13 protein-coding genes, 2 pseudogenes and 1 riboswitch are annotated in these 17,575 nt (G+C 72.7%); of the genes and pseudogenes, 6 read left to right on the forward strand and 9 right to left on the reverse strand.

Going from position 1 to position 17,575, the window contains the following annotated elements; all coding sequences use genetic code 11:
- Window positions 1-29: 29 nt before the first annotated feature.
- From IQ279_RS08415 to IQ279_RS08435, 5 genes and pseudogenes are all read right to left on the reverse strand, one after another.
- Window positions 30-1,231 (reverse strand): IS3 family transposase gene (locus IQ279_RS08415; RefSeq protein WP_206347732.1). Its coding sequence is split into 2 segments (ribosomal slippage): window positions 30-940 and window positions 940-1,231, totalling 1,203 coding nucleotides; the frame shifts between segments, so codons are not numbered across the junction.
- Window positions 1,232-1,469: 238 nt separating this feature from the next.
- Window positions 1,470-1,663: pseudogene (locus IQ279_RS08420) on the reverse strand (IS5/IS1182 family transposase); the annotation flags it as partial.
- A 79-nt stretch (window positions 1,664-1,742) separates the two neighbouring features.
- Window positions 1,743-3,557, reverse strand: coding sequence for a thiamine pyrophosphate-requiring protein (locus IQ279_RS08425; RefSeq protein ID WP_307792268.1), 1,815 nt, complete (start codon window positions 3,555-3,557; stop codon window positions 1,743-1,745).
- A 309-nt stretch (window positions 3,558-3,866) separates the two neighbouring features.
- Entirely contained in the window at window positions 3,867-4,700 is an 834-nt protein-coding gene (locus tag IQ279_RS08430; protein ID WP_206347733.1) for a hypothetical protein, read from the reverse strand.
- The gene (locus IQ279_RS08435) at window positions 4,700-5,983 is read right to left on the reverse strand and encodes a VWA domain-containing protein (protein WP_206347734.1); all 1,284 of its coding nucleotides are present in this window, start codon (window positions 5,981-5,983) and stop codon (window positions 4,700-4,702) included. Before IQ279_RS08435 ends, IQ279_RS08430 begins: the two co-directional genes overlap by 1 nt.
- A gap of 153 nt (window positions 5,984-6,136) precedes the next feature.
- Between IQ279_RS08435 and IQ279_RS28775 the strand changes: the two are divergent.
- Window positions 6,137-7,345 (forward strand): annotated as a pseudogene (locus IQ279_RS28775) (hemolysin family protein); the annotation flags it as partial.
- Between the two features lie 219 nt (window positions 7,346-7,564).
- Here the strand turns inward: IQ279_RS28775 and IQ279_RS08455 are convergent.
- The 4 genes from IQ279_RS08455 to IQ279_RS08470 all read right to left on the reverse strand — a co-directional run bounded on the left by IQ279_RS08455 (window position 7,565) and on the right by IQ279_RS08470 (window position 11,302).
- A complete protein-coding gene (locus tag IQ279_RS08455; protein ID WP_206347735.1) occupies window positions 7,565-8,578 on the reverse strand; it encodes a hemolysin family protein in 1,014 nt (337 codons plus the stop codon).
- Window positions 8,575-9,966, reverse strand: a complete 1,392-nt coding sequence (locus IQ279_RS08460; RefSeq protein WP_206347736.1) for a hemolysin family protein — start codon at window positions 9,964-9,966, stop codon at window positions 8,575-8,577. The genes IQ279_RS08455 and IQ279_RS08460 overlap by 4 nt, the downstream gene beginning before the upstream one ends.
- A 301-nt stretch (window positions 9,967-10,267) precedes the next feature.
- Complete coding sequence (locus IQ279_RS08465) at window positions 10,268-10,411, reverse strand: hypothetical protein (protein WP_206347737.1); 144 nt, start codon at window positions 10,409-10,411, stop codon at window positions 10,268-10,270.
- Window positions 10,412-10,693: 282 nt separating this feature from the next.
- The gene (locus tag IQ279_RS08470) at window positions 10,694-11,302 is read right to left on the reverse strand and encodes a superoxide dismutase (protein WP_206347738.1); all 609 of its coding nucleotides are present in this window, start codon (window positions 11,300-11,302) and stop codon (window positions 10,694-10,696) included.
- 715 nt (window positions 11,303-12,017) lie between these two features.
- A riboswitch (cobalamin riboswitch) is annotated at window positions 12,018-12,218 on the forward strand.
- 141 nt (window positions 12,219-12,359) lie between these two features.
- Here IQ279_RS08470 and IQ279_RS08475 point away from each other — a divergent pair.
- From IQ279_RS08475 to IQ279_RS08495, 5 genes are read left to right on the forward strand one after another with little or no spacing between them, the layout of a single operon-like run.
- Window positions 12,360-13,280 (forward strand): GHMP family kinase ATP-binding protein, encoded by a 921-nt coding sequence (locus IQ279_RS08475; protein ID WP_307792269.1) that lies wholly within the window; start codon window positions 12,360-12,362, stop codon window positions 13,278-13,280.
- Window positions 13,277-14,299 (forward strand): cysteine synthase family protein, encoded by a 1,023-nt coding sequence (locus tag IQ279_RS08480; RefSeq protein WP_206347739.1) that lies wholly within the window; start codon window positions 13,277-13,279, stop codon window positions 14,297-14,299. The genes IQ279_RS08475 and IQ279_RS08480 overlap by 4 nt, the downstream gene beginning before the upstream one ends.
- Window positions 14,296-15,546, forward strand: coding sequence for an ATP-grasp domain-containing protein (locus tag IQ279_RS08485; protein ID WP_206347740.1), 1,251 nt, complete (start codon window positions 14,296-14,298; stop codon window positions 15,544-15,546). The genes IQ279_RS08480 and IQ279_RS08485 overlap by 4 nt, the downstream gene beginning before the upstream one ends.
- Window positions 15,539-16,804, forward strand: a complete 1,266-nt coding sequence (locus tag IQ279_RS08490) for an MFS transporter (RefSeq protein ID WP_206347741.1) — start codon at window positions 15,539-15,541, stop codon at window positions 16,802-16,804. The genes IQ279_RS08485 and IQ279_RS08490 overlap by 8 nt, the downstream gene beginning before the upstream one ends.
- A complete protein-coding gene (locus tag IQ279_RS08495; protein WP_206347742.1) occupies window positions 16,773-17,522 on the forward strand; it encodes a class I SAM-dependent methyltransferase in 750 nt (249 codons plus the stop codon). Before IQ279_RS08490 ends, IQ279_RS08495 begins: the two co-directional genes overlap by 32 nt.
- Window positions 17,523-17,575: the final 53 nt, after the last annotated feature.

Genomic DNA, 17,575 nt, shown 5'->3' on the forward strand with positions numbered 1-17,575 from the left:
GGGCCTTGACCCCGGTTCCTGGACACGGGTTATGCGGCTTGCGTCAGCGTAGTTGATGTCGTTCGGAAGGCGTTCTCGTAAGCGATCGGGCTGCGGTGTCCGAGGCGGGAGTGACGGCGTCGGACGTTGTAGCGGTGCAGCCATCGGAACGCGTCGAGGCGGGCCTCACGCTCGCTGGACCAGCGCTTTCGGCCCTGAAGGGTCTCGCGTTTGAAGGTCGCGTTGAAGGACTCGGCGAGTGCATTGTCGGCCGAGCTGCCGATCGTGCTCATGGACTGGCGGACGCCGGCTTGGCGGCAGGCGTCGGCGAAGGCGGCGCTGGTGTACTGGGCCCCGTGATCGGTGTGCATGACCGCCCCGGTGAGGCTGCCGCGGGTTTGTTCGGCGGCGGCCAGGGCGTCGGTGACGAGGTCGGTGCGCATGTGGTCCGCGATCGCCCATCCGGCCAGGCGGCGTGAGGCGAGGTCGATGACGGTGGCCAGGTAGAGGAACTTCCCGCTCTCCAGCGGGAGACAGGTGATGTCGCCGACGTACTTCGTGTTCGGCTTGCGTGCCGTGAAGTCGCGGCCGATCAGGTCCGGGGCCTTCGCCGCGGCCGGGTCCGCGACCGTGGTGCGGTGCCTGCGACTCAAGCGCACGCCTGCCAGGCCGATGATTCGCATCACGCGCGCGATCCGCTTGTGGTTGACCCGCTCGCCCGCCTCGCGGAACTCGGCGGTGATCCTGGGGACACCGTAGGTGCCGTCCGACTCGCGGTGCACGGCCCGGATCCGTGCGGCAAGGCGGGCGTCGGCCGCCTGCCGGGCGGCCCGGTCCGCGGCCGTGCGGCGCCAGTAGTAGAAGCTGGAGCGGGCGACGCCCAGGATGGTGCACAGCCGCTTCACGCCGTAACGGCGCTGATGGTCGGCGACGAACTGGAAGCGGTTCACCAGCGCGTCTCCCCGGCGAAATACTTCGCCGCCTTCCGCAGGATCTCGCGCTCTTCCTCCAGCTCGCCAATCCTCTTGCGCAGGGTCGCGTTCTCCGCCTCCAGCGCAGTGGGCGGCTCAACGGACGCCCCGGCCCGGCGGCCCCGCGGCCGGCTCACACCAGCCGCCCTGACCCAGTTCCGCAGCGTCTCCGGGTTCAGCCCCAAGTCGGCGGCGACCGATCTGATCGTCGCTTCGGGCCGCGACTCGTACAGCGCGACCGCGTCTGCCTTGAACTGCGGCGGATAGTTCTTCATGACCACGAGATGTCCGTTCTCAGATCCTCAGGATCCAGTGTCTCGTGTGTCCAAGATCCGGGGTCAAGGCCCATGTTTGGTGTCCCTGATGGGCGGGACCGCTCAACGCCCACCAGGCCGTTTCCAACCCGGCGCTGGGGGCGGACCCTGGCGGTAACAACAGACGAAGCTCCCGGTAGACGGGGGGTCGGCCAGGATCGACCTGTCCGGCCAGGGGCCTCGTGTGCTTGAGCGTTCTCCAACCTCAGGCTGATGCGGCGAGGTGGAGGTGAAGACGGCCTTGACGAGGCCGCTGATCCGGGTGGTGCTGCAGCGGAGCTTGCACAGCAGTCGCCAGGACTTGAGGGCGGCCACCGCCTGCTCGCCCCGGGCGCGGACGCGGGCACGGGAGCGGTTGTGTGCCTGCTGGGCGGCCGAGAATTCCTCCCAGCGGCCCCGGCACCAGCAGGATGTGCAGCGAGTGCAGACGGGGGGACGACATCCGGGGCCGGCGCCGTGGAGCGCGGCGGGTGGGGCGTTACCCGCCCTGTTCCTCCTCGGGGCGCTTGCCACCGGGCAGGAACTCCTGCACCTTGGCCTTGACCCCCTGCCGGACCATCGAGCCCCGGTCGCTGTCGCCGCGCAGGATCGCGGAGGCGGTGGCCTCCATCTGGTCCCAGGTGGCGTGCGGGGGGATCGGCGGCACGGCGGGGTCGGTGCGCACGTCGATGACGAAGGGACGGTCGGCCGCCAGCGCCCGCTCCCAGGCGGGCCGGACGTCGTCCGGCTTCTCCACACGCGTCCCGTCCAGGCCGAACCGGGTGGCGATCTCGGCGTAGGGCAGGTCGGGGATGTGCTGGGACTCCTCGAACTGCGGAGCGCCGCTCATCGACCGCATCTCCCAGGTGACCTGGTTGAGGTCCCGGTTGTTCAGCACGCACACGATCAGCCGCGGATCGGACCACCGGGAGTGGTACTTGGCGGCGGTGACCATCTCCATCAGGCCGTTCATCTGCATCGCCCCGTCGCCGACCAGGGCGATGACCGGCCGGTCCGGGTGGGCGAACTTCGCCCCGATGGCGTAGGGCACGCCCGGCCCCATGGTCGCCAACGTGCCCGACAGCGAGCCGCGCATCCCGCCCCTGAACCGCAGGTGGCGGGCGTACCAGTTGGCGGACGAGCCGGAGTCGGCGGTGACGATGGCGTCCTCGGGCAGCAGTCCGTCCAGCGCGTGCACCACGTACTCGGGGTTGACCGGGTCGGCCTCCAGCGCGGCGCGCCGCTGCATCACCTCCCACCAGCGGGAGACGTTCCCCTCGACGGTGTGCCTCCAGCCGCGGTCCTCCTTGCGGTGCAGCAGCGGCAGCAGCCGCTCCAGGGTGGCGCGCGCGTCGCCGACTAGGTTCACCTCGAAGGGGTAGCGCATGCCGACCATGTGCGGGTCGATGTCGATCTGTACCGCGCGCGCCTGGTCGAGTTCGGGCATGAACTGGGTGTACGGGAAGTTGGAGCCGACCACCAGCAGGGTGTCGCAGTCGCGCATCAGCTCGTGGCTGGGCCGGGTGCCGAGCAGGCCGATGGCGCCGGTGACGTAGGGCAGCGTGTCGGGCAGGACGTCCTTGCCCAGCAGCGCCTTGGCCACCCCGGCGCCGAGCACGTCGGCGGTCCGCTCGACCTCGCTCCGCGCGCCCCGGGCGCCCTGGCCGATCAGCACCGCCACCTTCTCGCCGGCGTTGAGCACCTGCGCCGCCCGCGCGAGGTCCTCGTCCGCCGGGACCGGCGCGGACCTGCCCAGCCCGAGGCTGGAGGGCACCATCTTGAACTCGTGGCCCGGCGGGGTGTACTCCAGCTCCTGCACGTCGGCCGGGATGATGACCGCGGTCACCGTGCGCCGGCCGTAGGCGGTGCGGATCGCCCGGTCGATGAGGTTGGGCAGCTGCTCGGGCACCGTCGCCATCTCGCAGAAGTCGGAGGCGACGTCCTTGTACAGGCTGTTCAGGTCGACTTCCTGCTGGTAGGAGCCGCCCATCGCGCTGCGGTCGGTCTGGCCCACGATCGCCACCACCGGGACGTGGTCGAGCTTGGCGTCGTACAGGCCGTTGAGCAGGTGGATCGCCCCGGGGCCGGAGGTCGCCGCGCACACCCCCACCTTGCCGGAGAACTTCGCGTACCCCACCGCTTGGAAGGCCGACATCTCCTCGTGCCGGGACTGGACGAACCTCGGCTCGTCCCCCGCCCTGCCCCAGGCGGCAAGCAGACCGTTGATTCCGTCCCCCGCGTAGCCGAAGACGTGGTCCACCCCCCACTCGCGCAACCGCCGCAGAACGTAGTCGGCCACCTTCGTGTTCGCCACTCGTCTCTCCGTTCCCTGCGTCCTGGAAGTGCCCGGCCGCCGCATCGCCGTGGACGCCCTTCCCCCGCCACCGGCGGCGGGGCCGGTATCCGTCCGTTCCATGGGCGGTGGCCCCCGCCTGGGTAACCGTGCCGTCCGGTGCGAAACATCGCCCGCCTCCGTCCGCCCGGGACCGGCGGCAGGGCCGGAGAGCGGGCGTACGGCGGCCTGCGCAGGTCGCGAACGCGTCGGGGTGTCCGGCGGCGAACGCCCGCCGGACACCCGTGGGGAGGGCCCGCCGCACGAGGTGAGCGGCGGGCCCGGGCGGCCTCAGACGTTCGGCGGCACGTGCCGCGGGCGCCCCGGGCCCCGCGTCAGCGCGTATCCCCCGATGCCCGCGAGTGCCGCCAGCACCGCGCCGGACGCCGTCCACACCCAGCGGTCGGACCACCAACCCGACGACCAGCCGTCGTCCGGTTCGATGGCCGACAGCACCGCCGAAGCCCCGGACTCCTCCTCGGCCTCGGCCCCCGCCCCGTTCTCGTTCTCGTCCTGCCGCCGCTCCATCGCGACGCCCGGTATCAGCGGCTCGGCCAGCCGGCCGTCCACGGCCGCCGCCCCGCCCATGTCCTTCGACTCCACCCGCACCTCGGCGGCCACCGGCTGCCCGAGGTCGGCCGTCCGTACGCCCACCGCCGTCAGCCGGAGGTAGTAGGTGCCCGGCAGCGGGTCATCGGCCCACGGCTCCGACCAGGCCCGCACGGTGCGCAGCACGCACGCCAGCTCCACCGACTCGGTGCCCGCGGCGGCGGTGCGGGTCTGCGCGCCGTGCTGGCACGCCTGACGTCGCCTCAGACCGTCGTAGACGTCGATCTGCCAGGTCTGCGCCGCGTGCTCCGCGGGGAGCTTGACCGTCGCCTTCACGGTGGGGCGCTGACCGGTGTCGGCCGGGAACGACCAGTACAGGTAGTCGCCGGCCGAGGCGTTCGCCGTCGCCGTCCGCCCCTGGTCGATCTCCGTCGCCGTACGGAACGACGTGCCCGCCGACGTGGGAGCCGCGTCGCCGTCGGACGGGCTCGCCGACGGTGTCGAGTCGGCCGCGGCGGGTCCCGCCGCGAGGCCGAGTGTCAGCAGCGCGGCACTCACCACGCGTGTGATCCGCATCAGTTGGTCCTCCACACCGCGACACGCCAACGCGACAGCCAGCCCCACAGCACACCCGCGAGAAAGCCGGCCACCACCAGGACACCGAGCAGCCACCAGCCGCGGCCGAGCCCGAAGGAGGCCACATCAGCGGCCTGTGCCGGGCCGTCGACCACGTCCACGGTCAGCTCCAGCGGCATGCCGGGGCTGGTCTTGACCCCGGAGGCCGCCGAGAAGGAGTTCGTCACCCGCAGGCACACCGTCTCCGCCCCGGTCTCGGCCTCCTCGCCGTCGCCGCCGTCGCCGTCGCTTTCCGGCTTGGGGTAGCGCAGACCGGTGGAGATCACGTCGGTGCGGCCGTTGCCTGCCGCCTCGCCGCGCACGATCTCCCGGCCGTGCTCCGTGACCGCGCGCAGCAGCACCGCGTAGTCCGGGTTCACCGCCCGGTCCGCCGCCACGCTCACCGAGGCGCGCAGCTCCTGGCCGGGCGCCACGTCCACCCGGTACCAGCGCTCCTGGCCGAACTCCTCGCGGTCGGTGTACAGGCCGGACTCCAGGGCCGGCGCGTCGGCGCACCGCGCCGCGCCCTCCACGGCCACCGGCGTCACCACCGGGTCGGCCGCCCGCTCCACCAGCTGGTTGACCTTCTCGGTGAGCTCGTCGGTGTGCTCCACCGAGGTGTAGGTGCCGCCGGTGGCCTCGGCGATGCAGCTGAGCTGCCGCCGCATCTTGGTGTTCGGCACCAGGCCGAGGGTGTCGATGGTCAGGCCGATGCCCTTGGCCGCGATCTCCCGGGCGACCTCGCACGGGTCGAGCGGGGCGCAGGTGTCCTCTCCGTCGCTGATCAGCACGATCCGCTTGGAGCCGGTGCCGCCGTCGAGGTCGTCGGCGGCCTTCAGCAGGGCCGGCCCGATCGGTGTCCAGCCGGTCGGCGTCAGCGTGGCCACCGCCGTCTTGGCCTCGGTGCGGTCCAGCGGGCCGACCGGGTACAGCTGCGCGGTGTCCTTGCAGCCCGTCCTGCGGTCGTCGCCGGGGTAGTCGGCACCGAGTGTGCGGATGCCGAGGCGGACCTCCTCGGGGGTGGCGTCCAGCACCTCGTTGAACGCCTGCTTGGCCGCGGCCATCCGCGACTGTCCGTCGATGTCCCGCTCGCGCATCGAGCCGCTGACGTCGATCACCAGGTTGACCTTCGGCGCGTCCGCGGTGGTCTCGTCGGCGGCCGCCCCGGCCGGGAACGCGAGCCCGGCGGCGAGTACGGCGAGCAGGGCTCCGAGGCCCATCGCCGACCATTGTTTTCTGATCATCGGCGGATCCTATTGATCTCCGCCGTCTCGCTCCAAAACGGCCTCCGGGCGCGGCGGTTCGGGCTGCACCGGCGGCCGGGGTGCGGGGCTGCCGGGGGCGCGCCGCGCACTCGGGGCCGCCCGAAAGGCACCTTCCGCGGCGACACTGGAGATATGGACGGTTACTGGTCCGACCTGGCCCTCATCGCCATTCTGCTGGTGCTGAACGCGCTGTTCGCCGGGGCGGAGATCGCCCTGATCTCATTGCGGGAGAGCCAGCTGCGCCGTCTGCGCCGCCGCGGCGGGAAGCGGGCCGCCCGCCTCGCCCGGCTGGTGGAGGACCCGAACCGGTATCTGGCCACCATCCAGACCGGGATCACCCTGGCGGGCTTCCTGGCGTCGGCGACGGCGGCGGTGTCGCTGGCCGAACCGCTGGTGCCCCTGCTGTCGTTCGCCGGCGGGGCGGCCGAACCGCTGGCCGTCGCCCTGGTCACGCTGGCCCTGACCTTCGTAACACTGGTGGTGGGCGAGCTGACCCCCAAGCGGCTGGCCATGCAGTTCGGGGAGCGGTGGGCCCTGCTCGCGGCCGCACCGCTGAGCTTCCTGGCCGCCGCGTCACGGCCCGCGGTATGGGCTCTGGGCCGGTCGACGGACCTGCTCGTCCGGCTGCTCGGCGGGAACCCGAGGGAGAGCGGTCGGCCACCCGGCCCCGAGGAGATCCGCGAGCTGGTGAGCGGCCTCCGCGGTCTGACGGCCGAGCAGCGCACGATCATCTCCAGCACCCTGGAGATCCACGAACTCACCCTGCGTACGGCGCTGGTCCCCCGCCGTGCGGTTTTCACGCTGCCCGGTGGCATGTCCGCGAGCAGGGCGCGGGCCGTGCTGGCGGCTTCCGGGCACTCCCGCGCCCCGGTCACCTCCTCGGGAAACCTGGACGACGTCGTCGGCGTCGTCCATCTGCGCGATCTGGTCGGCTGCGAGAGCGGCGACACCGTCGTCGGGGAGCTGGCCCGGCCGGCGGTTTACCTGTTCGAGTTCACGAGGCTGTCGGAGGCCCTGAGGCGCCTGATGGCCGCCCGTGAGCAGTTCGCGCTGGTCATCGACGAGCACGGGGTGGTGGACGGGATCGTGACCATCGAGGATCTGCTGGAGGAGATCGTCGGGGAGATCTACGACGAGACCGACCGGGACGTGGCGACGGTGCGTACCGAGCCCGACGGGGCGCTGCTGATCCCCGGCACCTTCCCCGTCCACGACCTGCCGGACGTCGGAGTCGGCATCGGAGACCGGCCCGACAGCCGGTACACCACCGTGGCCGGGCTCGTCCTGACGGAGCTGGGGCACGTTCCGCAGCGGCCCGGGGAGCGCGTCGAGGCCGCCGGATGGACCTTCGAGGTCGCGGACGTCGACCATCACGCCATCACCGCGGTCCGGCTCAGGCGGACCGGCGGCGGGCGGAGCGCCGGGGAGGCGGAGCACGGCGACGACGGGCTGGGTGCCCGGCTCCGGGGGGTAGCCGGCCCGTCCGGCACCGTCCCGAAGAGGTGCCGGCGCCGAGGTCGCCTCACGGCCGGGGCTCCGTCCGCGAGGCGACCGGCACGGTCATGCCGCGTGGGTCAGGCGGGCGATCAGGTCGTCCAGGCTCACGATCCCGGACAGACTTCCCCGCTCGTCCCGGAGGACGGCCAGGGTCGCGCGGCGCTGCCGGAGCAGTTCGATGCCGTCCGCGACCGTGTCCTGCGGCTCCAGCTCGGGGACCGGGCGGGCCAGGGCGCGAGCGGTGGCCGCGCGGCCGCGGGTGCGGGCCACCAGCACGTCGCGGGCGTGGACCGAACCGACGACCCGGGGGCCGTCCAGCACCAGCAGCCGGGTGCGGTCGTGCCGGGATGCGGTGTCCAGGATGGTGTCGGCGTCCGCGTCGGCGGGGACGGCGACGACGCGGTCGGCGGGGACCATCAGTGCGCCGACCGGCTCCTGCGGCGCGGTGAGCGAGCGGGTCAGCAGGCCGGACTCGCCCTTGGTGATCAGGCCCAGGCGCTGGGACTCGGCGATGAGGTGGGTGAGCTGCTCGCGGTTGTGGACCGAGGCCAGCTCCTCGCGCGGGGTGACCCGGAACAACCTGACCAGTCCGTTGCTGATCTTGTTGAGGACCCACAGCAGCGGCCGTACCAGCAGTGTGATGCCGCGGAACGCCGGGGCGAGCAGCATCGCGGACTGCTCCGGGTGTGCGATCGCCCAGGACTTGGGGGCCATCTCGCCGACGACCATGTGGAGGAAGACGACGATCGCCATGGCGAGGAGGAAGGCGATGGCGTAGGACAGCTCATCGGGCAGGCCGGCGGCCTCCAGCAGGGGCTCGACCTGGTGGGAGATGGCCGGTTTGGAGATGCTGCCCAGGCCGAGGGTGGCCACGGTGATGCCCAGCTGGGCGCCGGCGAGCATCAGGGACAGCTCCCGCATCCCGGCGAGCGCCGACTTCGCTCCTCTGCGGCCCTGCTCCGCGTGGCGTTCCATGCGGTGGTGCTTGGCCGCGACGAGGGCGAACTCGGCGGCGACGAAGAATCCGCTGGCCGCGAGCAGCAGGACGGTGACCAGCGCGGCGGTCCACGGGCTCATGCGTTCTCCTCCCGGCCGGTGCGGCCGGTGCGGCCGGTGCGGCCGGTGCGGCCGGTGCCGTCGGTGCGGCCGGTCTCGGCGGTGGTGCGGGCCAGCCGTACGCGCTCGGGCACGTGCCGGTCCAGGGACAGCACCTCGACGGCCGCGTGCCCGTCCCGCGCGGGCAGGGTGACGGTGATGCGGTCACCGACGGTGGGGAAGCGGCCGAGGTGGTCGATGACCAGGCCGGCGACCGTCTCGTAGTCCTCGGCCTCGGGCAGGTGGATACCGGTGGCCTCGGCGACCTCGTCCAGCCGGCGGCCGGCGTCGACCCGCCAGCCGTCGCCGTCGGGCACCGCCGTCTCGGCCAGGCGGTCGGTCTCGTCGGCGATCTCGCCGACCAGTTCCTCCGCGATGTCCTCGAAGGTGATGATCCCGGCCAGCCCGCCGTGTTCGTCCAGGACGACGGCGAACTCCTCGTCCCGCTCGCGCATCCGGTCGACCGCGTCCGGCAGCGGCTGGGTCTCGGGCAGCAGCAGGGCGGGACGGGCCAGTTCCCCGGCGGTCGCCGCCGCGATGGAGGCGGCGTCGCGGCGCATGAGCTCGCGCACCCCTACGACGCCCACGACGTCGTCGGGGCGGTCGCCGAGCACGGGGTAGTTGGAGTGGCCGTGGGCCGCGATCAGCTCGACGACCTCGGCCGCCGGGGCGTTCGCCGCGACGAAGGCGGTCTCCACGCGGGGCACCATGACCGTGCCGGTGTTGCGGTCGCCGAACTCCAGGGCGTGGTCGATGAGGTCGGCCGTGTGCCGCGGGAGGTGGCCCTCCTCGTGCGCGGCCTCGATGAGGTGGCCGACCTCTTCCAGCGTCGCGCCGTGGTGGAGCTCCTCCACCGGCTCGATTCCGATCCGCCGCAGCAGCTTGTTCGCGGTGCTGTCGAAGACGTGGATCAGCGGACCGGTCACCTTCAGATAGGCCAGCGTGGAGGAGGCCAGGGCCTTGGCCAGCCGGTCGGGAACGGCCAGGGCCAGGTTCTTGGGCGCGAGTTCGCCGATGACCATCTGCAGCGCGGTGGCCAGGACGAACGCGACCGTCAGCGCCACCCCGCCCACGGCGGCCTCCGGCACCCCGGCGCCCGTCAGGACCGGGCGCAGCAGCTCGGCGAGCGCCGGTTCCGCGAGGAAGCCGACGACCAGGCCGGTGACGGTGATGCCCAGCTGGGCTCCGGAGAGCATGAACGACAGCCGGCCCAGCACCTTCACCGCGCGTGCGGCGCGTCTGTCGCCGGCGGCGGCCTCCCGTTCCAGCGCGAGCCGGTCGGCGGCGACGTAGGCGAACTCCTGGGCGACGAAGTACCCGGTGCCGAAGGTGAGCACGAGGACGGCGAGCAGACCGAGCCAGGCGGTCACCGCTCACCACCCCCCTGGCGGGCGACGGAGCGGGGCCGGACGGCCTCACTCTGTGAACGGGGTGGCAAGAATGGCTCCTGGGTTCGGTGGACCGGTTCGGTGGACTTGCGCGCAGGACGATACGGCCGCGCTCCGCGGCCGGCGCGCAGGCGGCGGCGGAGCACGCCCCGGCGGTGGGCCCGGTGGCCCGTCGCGCCGCACGGCTCGCCCCCCGTGCAGGTAACAACTGCCGTCCGGTCCGTCGGGTTCCCGCGGTCCGCGTGTGTATCCCTGGACACGGTCCGCCACGGCCGCGGGCCGGTCACGTTCTCCATCTCTCCCAGCCGTTCACCGGACCGACGGCGAGCAGCACGGCCGCCACGACCAGCAGCCGGCCCAGCGCGGGCACGGACCAGCCGAGCACCGCGAGTACGACCGCCACCAGCAGGACCACCGCCCACACCATGCCCTGCCTCCCCGGCGTTCCACGCCTCACCCTCCCCCGCCCGCGGGGGAGGGTGAGGGGCCGGCGGAACAGCACGGCAGCGGTCCGTCCGCCGCCGGAGCGGACAACGCCTCCGGCGGCGGGACTCCGCGCTGACAGTGGTCGGAGCGGCGGCCCCGCCGAGCAGGGCGGCCGACGGGCAGGTGCACAGGGCCTGCTTGGATTCCGCCACCGCTCCGGATGAAGGGGCGGGCCGGGAAGCCCGGCTTCCCGGCCCGCATGCGATGGTGCGGTCACCTCGTGTCAGACACCGGCGGCCGCGGTGTAGCGGGCGGCGACGTCCTCCCAGTCGACCAGGTCCCACAGCTTGGTGACGTAGTCGGGGCGGACGTTCCTGTACTGCAGGTAGTAGGCGTGCTCCCAGGCGTCGAAGACCAGCAGCGGCACGCTGCCCTGGCCGACGTTGCCGTGGTGGTCGTAGACCTGCTCCACGATCAGACGGCGGCCCAGCGGCTCCCAGGCCAGCACGCCCCACCCCGAGCCCTGGACGCTCGTGGTGGCCACGGTGAGCTGTTTCCTGAACGCCTCGAAGCCGCCGAGGTGCTCGTCGATGGCGTTGGCCAGGGCCCCGTCGGGGCGGTCGCCGCCGTCCGGGGAGAGGTTCTGCCAGAAGATCGAGTGCAGGACGTGGCCGGAGAGGTTGAAGGCGAAGGTCTTCTCCAGACCGACCAGGCCGGTCGGGGTGACCTGGTCCTTGTCGCGCGCCTCGGCGATCTGCTCGAGGGTGTCGTTGGCGCCCTTGACGTAGGCGGCGTGGTGCTTGGCGTGGTGCAGTTCCAGGATCTCCGGCGTGATGGCCGGAGCGAGCGCGGAGTAGTCGTACGGCAGGTCCGGAAGCGCGTAGGCGCCCATCGGCACAACCCCTTTCCAGGCGGTGATCGTCGGATGCCAGCATGACCCTTGTTGCGAGTCAGTTGCAACAACAAGTCGAATGCAGCAACATGGCGGGGCGGGGCCGGCCAGTCAGCTTTCGGTAGCGCGGCGCCACGAACGGTGCGGCCTTCCCGAGAGGTGATCGTCTTCTCACCCGGCGCCCGCCGGTCCCGGCCGGCCCCGCCCCGGGCCGCGGGGCACGTGCTCGCCCCCTCGTCCGCCGCACCCGGACACTCGGGACCACAGCCCACGGGGAAGGCCGGGGTCCGGAGGGGACGGCGGCCGCGAGCACACCGTCGCGGCCCCGCACGGCCGGCGGGGGAGGCCGAGCCGTCCCGGTGGTCATCCGGTCCGGAGAGCGGCGGCCTTCCGGAGGCCGGCCGGTCATCCGCCCCGTGTACGGCGTGCGGTTCGCGCCGTACACGGGAGCTTCCACGTGCACGCCCGCGCCGGGCCCCCAGCTCGGGCCACGCCGGTCACCGCGGGGTGTCGGGCCCTGCCCGGTGCCTGCCGGGCGGAGCGAAGGCGTACGGCTCCAGCACCTCGGGGCAGAACGCGACGCCCGGGCCGCCGGCCCGTCCCGAACCGCGTCCGGGGCGCATCCGCAGCACTCGGCACACCGGTCACTTCAGGCCAACCGCGGGAGAGGTGCTGTCGCGGGAAGTCGGGTTTCCCTACGCTGATGCGCGCAGTCGGTTCGCGCCTCCTGTCCGGTACGGATGTCCGGTGGCGTGACGCAAGAGGGAATCCGGTGGGAATCCGGGACTGTCCCGCAGCGGTGAGTGGGAACGACCGCCGTCATCCAGCACTGGGCCCGTACCGGGCCGGGGAAGCGACGGCCGGTAGGTGTCCGCCGGTTCTCCGGCGGGTGTGCCCGCGAGTCCGAAGACCTGCCACTGCGCCCGTGCGGGACGCGCGGGCTGCTCACGGTGACCTCGAGGACTGGGTCGGCGGTACGGAAGGCCACGCTGCGCGCGCGGCCGCACCTCCTCACCGACCGGTGTCCAGGGCTGGACTGCGGGAGGAGGACGTGCTCGTGACCACGCAAGGCCCCACCGTCCCCGCGGGGTGGGCCGGCCCGCGGCCCGACGGACCGGGCCGCACCGTGTCCGGTGTCTGCCACGGCACTCTGGGTGAGCTGTACCAGGGACCGCTGCGGGCGGGCGCCGATCCGGACATCGCCCTGGTGTCCTTCCCCGTGGACCGCCACTCATGGGTGTACTTCACTCCGGGGGCCACGGCCGGCCCGCCGCGGCCGCCGCTCGGGGAGAAGGCCGCGACCGCGGTCCGGCTCTTCCTGGAGCACTACGGCCTGACCCTGCCGCCGGGGGCCTGGAGCACGTACTCCGACCTGCCCGTGGGCGTGGGGATGGCCAGTTCCACCGCGGACGTCGTGGCGACGCTGCGCTGCCTGTTCCGCGGCTTCTCCATGCCCTGCGACACGGACGTGGTGCTCGGCGTCCTGGCGTCGATCGAGCGTGCCGACAGCGTCTTCCTCGACGAGTTCGCGCTGTACCTCAGCGGTCGGCACCGGGTGGTCCGGCGGCTGGGCACGGACATCGGTTTCCACACCGCCTTCGTCCGCGAGCCCGGCTCGGTGGACACCGCCGCCGTCACGCCCCTGCTGCTGGAGCACTACCGGCGACGCGGGGAGGAGTACGAGCGGTGCCTGGCCGACCTCCTCAAGGGCTTCGACTCGGGTGATCCGGCAGCCGTCGCCCGTGCCGCGACCGTCAGCGCCGCGCTGTCCCAGGAGGTGCTGCCCAAGGCGACGTTCGGCGATCTGCTCGCCCACCGCGGGCGGTTCGGGGCCGACGGCGTCTTCGTCGCCCACACCGGCTGCCTGGCCGGCTATCTCTTCACCCGCCGCCCGGGTGCCGACGTCAAGTCCGAGCTGTCCGCGTTCTTCCACTCGCTCGGCCACCAGTGCTCATTCGCCCAAGGAGGCTACGGGTGATCCACCCCCACATCACCGACGCGCTGAAGATCCCCGACCTGGTCCGGCTCACCGACGAAACGATTCTTCTCCGCTTCGAGTCGATGAAGGTCTACTCGGCCCTCGCCGCCGTCGGACACCTGCTGGAGCGGGGCACGGTCCGGCCGGGGCAGACCCTGGTCGACAGCTCCAGCGGCATCTACGCGTACGCGCTGGCGCTGGCCTGCCACCGGTACGGCATGCGGTGCCACATCGTGGCGTCCACCACGGTCGACGCCACCACTCTCGCCCAGCTGGAGATCCTCGGCGCCACCGTCGAGCAGGTCAGGCCGTCGCAGAACCTCAAACTCGACCAGGAGCTCCGGGTGCGGCGGGTGCGCGAGATACTCGCCGAGCGCCCCGACTGCCACTGGATGCGCCAGTACCACGACGAGGTCCACTACCTCGGCTACCACGAGGTGGCCGACCGCATAGCGGCGGCGTTCCCCTCGGCCGGGCTGACCGTCGTCGGCGGAGTGGGCTCCGGCGCCTCGACGGGCGGTCTCGTGGAACGCCTGCGCGCCGCAGACCCCTCGGTGCGGCTGGTCGGCGTCCAGCCGTTCGGCAGTGTCACCTTCGGCAGCCAGGACCACCACGATCCCGAGGCGATCATCGCGGGCATCGGGTCGTCGATCGTCTTCGACAACGTCCGCCACCACCTCTACGACACCGTGCACTGGCTGGACTTCACCCACGCGATGTCCGGCGCGGTCGCCCTGCTGCGCGAGCACGCCGTCTTCGCCGGACTGTCCACCGGCGCCGGTTACCTGGCCGCGACGTACGAGGCCCGCCGCCACCCCGACCGGACACACCTGGTGATCGGCGCCGACACCGGGAACCGCTACGTGGAACGCGTCTTCGCCCGGCACGCCGAGGCCCTCGACCCCACGGCGCTGAAACCCGCCGAGATCCGCGCACCGGAGGAGATGACCATGCCCTGGTCGAGGATGTCCTGGCGGCGCGCCTCCTGCCCCGACCGCCGGAAGGGGCGTGCGGCATGACCGTGGCCTGTCTGGAGTCGCTGACCTTCGGCCTCGGGCATCTGGTGCGCGCGGCCGGCACGCTCGGCGAGCGACTGCTGCTGCTGACCCGCGACCCCTCCTACTACACCTACGAGTTGGAGCGGCTGCCCGAGGGCTCCCTCGACATCGTCGAGACCGACACCTTCGACGTGGAGCGGGCCGCCGGCCTGCTCAACCAAATCCCGGGGCTGCGCGGCCTGATCAGTTCCACCGACACCTGGACCCTGGTCGCGGCGGAACTCACGGAACGTCTCGCGCTGCCTGGGCTCGCCCCCTCCGTCCTGCGGACGACCCGGGACAAGGCCGCGGTGCGCAACCGGCTGTACGAGGCCGGCCTCACCCGTGGGCGGGCCGCGGCCGTCGGCCCGGACACGGAGCCGCGGGAGTCGCTGCTCAAGGAGACCGGCCTGCCCGCGGTCCTCAAGGACACGGCCGGCACCGGAAGCCAGAACGTCTGGCTGGTCCGCGACGAGACGGAGCTGGAGGCGGCTCTGGACGAGGCGGCCGGGCGGGAGCTGAAGGGGCGGCTGTTCACCGAGCCCTACTTCAGCGGCCCGGTGTACAGCGCCGAGACCCTCACCTGGGCGGGCCGCACCCGGCTGCTGGGCGTCTCCAGCAGGCTCATGTCGGCGGAGCCCCACTTCCGCGAGGAGATCACCGCCTTCCCCGTCGCCTTCCCGGAGGCATCGCGGGCCTCCCTGGAGAGGTGGCTCGACGAGGTACTCGCCGCCGTCGGGTACACCGACCGCTTCGCGCACGTGGAGTTCGTACTGACCGCCGACGGCCCGGAGGTGGTGGAGATCAACCCCCGGATCGGAGGCGCGCTGGTGGGCGAGGGCCTGTGCCGGGCGCTCGGCGTCAACGTCTACGAGGCGATGGTCGAGACCGCCCTGGGCCGTCGTCCCCGCCTCATGGACGCGGACCCGCCCGGCGGCCCGGCCGTGGCCTTCGTCCTGGGCTATCCGGCCGAGTCCGGGGTGTTCACCGGCGTCGCCGGGCTGGACCGCCTGGCGGACATGCCGGGGGCGCCCGCCTGGTATCCGGTCAAACGGGCCGGTGATCCCGTAGAACACCTGACCGACAGCCGCGGTTACGCGGGCATCGTCTACGCCGAGGCCGAGACGGCCGAACTCGCCACGCACCGGGCCGTGGCAGCCGCCAACGCCCTGCGGGTGCTCACCGAGCCGTTCCCCGGCCCGGCGGACCGGCGGGCCTCCGGTGGCTGAACGGACGGCGGGGGCGGCGGGGTTGCGGTCCGCGCTGGGCGCGCTCGACGGCCCGCTGCGCTTTCTGCTGCTGAGTTCGTTCCTGATCCCGCTGGGCAGTTTCATGGTGCTGCCGTTCATGTCGGTGTTCCTGCACGAACGGCTCGGGATGGGCCTCGGCACGGTCGGCGTCGTGCTGGCCGCGGCCTCCCTGGTGCAGTTCTCCGGCGGGGTCTTCGGCGGGGCGCTGGCGGACCGGATCGGAGTGCGCCGCACGATGCTGTGGGCGCTGACCGTGCGCACGGCCGGGTTCGTCGGCCTCCTGCTGGCCCTGCGCTGGCCGGTTCTCGCCGTCGGCGCGCTGATCCTGACATGCTGCGGCGCCGCGCTCTACCTGCCCGCCAACAAGGCGTACCTGGTGCACGGGGTGGACGACGAGCGCCGTCCGGCGTTCCTGTCGGCGGGCAACGCCGCGCTCAACGCGGGTATGGCGGTGGGCCCGCTGGTCGCCGGGCCGTTCGTCCTGTCCTCGCCCGGCTGGCTGTTCGCGGCCGTCACGGCGCTGTTCATCGCGGTCACCGCGGGTCACGCGCGGCTGCCCGGGACGGACGGGGAGCGGCCCTCCGTCCCGACCGCCGACCGACCGGGCCTCCTGGCCGGTGTGGCGCTCCTGCCCTTCACCGCCAACGCCCTGGCGTTCTACCTCTACTTCCACTTCCAGCACTTCCTGGCGGTGTACGCCGTCGAACGCGCCTCCAGCACGTTCTACAGCCTGGTCCTGCTGTTCTGCTTCGCGCTGGTCATCGTCGTACAGCCCCTCGCCTCCGGCCTGATCCGGCGCATGCCGTACACCACCGCCCTGGCGGTCGGCTTCGCGGGCCTGGCGGCCGGGCTGGCCGTCCTGGCGGCCGGGACCCGTGCGGCACTGCTGGCGGGCGGAGCACTGATCACCCTGGGCGACATCGTCCTGTTCCTGAAGAACGACCTGGAGGCGCTGCGCCGCAGCCCCCGTTCCGACGCGGTGGTCTTCGGCCAGCAGCGGCTGGCCGCGGGGCTGGGTGCCTGCGCGAGCGGAGTGCTGGGCGGGCAGCTGTACGGCCTCGGTGAACGGGCCGGGGAAACCGGCTGGTTCTGGCTGCTGGCCGCCGCGCAGTGCCTGCTGCTTCCCCCCGCACTGCTGACGCTGCGCCGCTGTGCGGCCCGGCGTCCCATCCCCCGAGACGACGACGAAGGAGCACTGGAGCGGTATGACACGGACGGGCGGGTTCCAGGACGATGACTTCTGGACGGAGTTCCACGACTTCCTCTTCTCCGAGGAGCGCTACGAGCAGGCCGAGGAACTGCTGCGCACCTCTCCCCTGCTGTCCTTCTCGCCCCGGTCGCGGGTACTGGACCTGTGCTGCGGGCCGGGGGTGTTCACCGTGCCGCTCGCCCGCCGCGGCCATGACGTGACCGGGGTGGACATCAGCCCGGCGATGCTGGAGCGGGCGCGCAAGCGGTCGGCCGACGCCGGTGCCACGGTCGCCTATGTGCGGGCCGACGCACGCGAGTACGAGGCACCGGGCGGCTTCGACGTCGTCCTCAACATGTTCACGTCGTTCGGCTACTTCGAGGACCCCGCCGACAACGCCCGGACCCTGCGCACCATGCACGCCTGCCTGGCGCCCGGCGGCACCCTCGTCCTGGACCTCGCCGGGAAGGAACTGCTGGCCCGCAGGGTCACCCCGCCCAAGGTGGTGCGGCGCGGCGACGATGTCATGGTGCAGACCGACACGGTGCTGGACGACTGGGCACGGCTGCGCAGCGACTGGGTGCTGGTGCGGGGCGAGCGGGTGACGCGGGCCACCCTGGTGTGGTTCGTCTACAGCGCCGTGGAACTGCGGCGGATGGCCGAGGAGGCGGGGTTCTGCCGCGTGGAGGTCTTCGGGGGTTTCGACGGCCGCCCCTACGACGAGAACGCCGAGCGGCTCGTGCTGAGGGCGGTCCGCGAAGCGTGACCGGATGCGCGGGGCGTGCGTACGGGTCCGCACGCCCTTTCGCCTCTGATTCG

The sequence above is a fragment of the Streptomyces verrucosisporus genome (genome assembly GCF_017114865.1).
GTDB lineage: Bacteria > Actinomycetota > Actinomycetes > Streptomycetales > Streptomycetaceae > Streptomyces > Streptomyces fenghuangensis.

Excerpts from the sequence above, each read along its gene's own strand:
- IQ279_RS08430 (WP_206347733.1), bottom strand. The coding sequence starts at position 4,700 with ATGCGGATCACACGCGTGGTGAGTGCCGCGCTGCTGACACTCGGCCTC.
- IQ279_RS08435 (WP_206347734.1), bottom strand. The coding sequence starts at position 5,983 with ATGATCAGAAAACAATGGTCGGCGATGGGCCTCGGAGCCCTGCTCGCC.
- IQ279_RS08455 (WP_206347735.1), bottom strand. The coding sequence starts at position 8,578 with ATGAGCCCGTGGACCGCCGCGCTGGTCACCGTCCTGCTGCTCGCGGCC.
- IQ279_RS08465 (WP_206347737.1), bottom strand. The coding sequence starts at position 10,411 with ATGGTGTGGGCGGTGGTCCTGCTGGTGGCGGTCGTACTCGCGGTGCTC.
- IQ279_RS08470 (WP_206347738.1), bottom strand. The coding sequence starts at position 11,302 with ATGGGCGCCTACGCGCTTCCGGACCTGCCGTACGACTACTCCGCGCTC.
- IQ279_RS08485 (WP_206347740.1), top strand. The coding sequence starts at position 14,296 with ATGACCGTGGCCTGTCTGGAGTCGCTGACCTTCGGCCTCGGGCATCTG.
- IQ279_RS08495 (WP_206347742.1), top strand. The coding sequence starts at position 16,773 with ATGACACGGACGGGCGGGTTCCAGGACGATGACTTCTGGACGGAGTTC.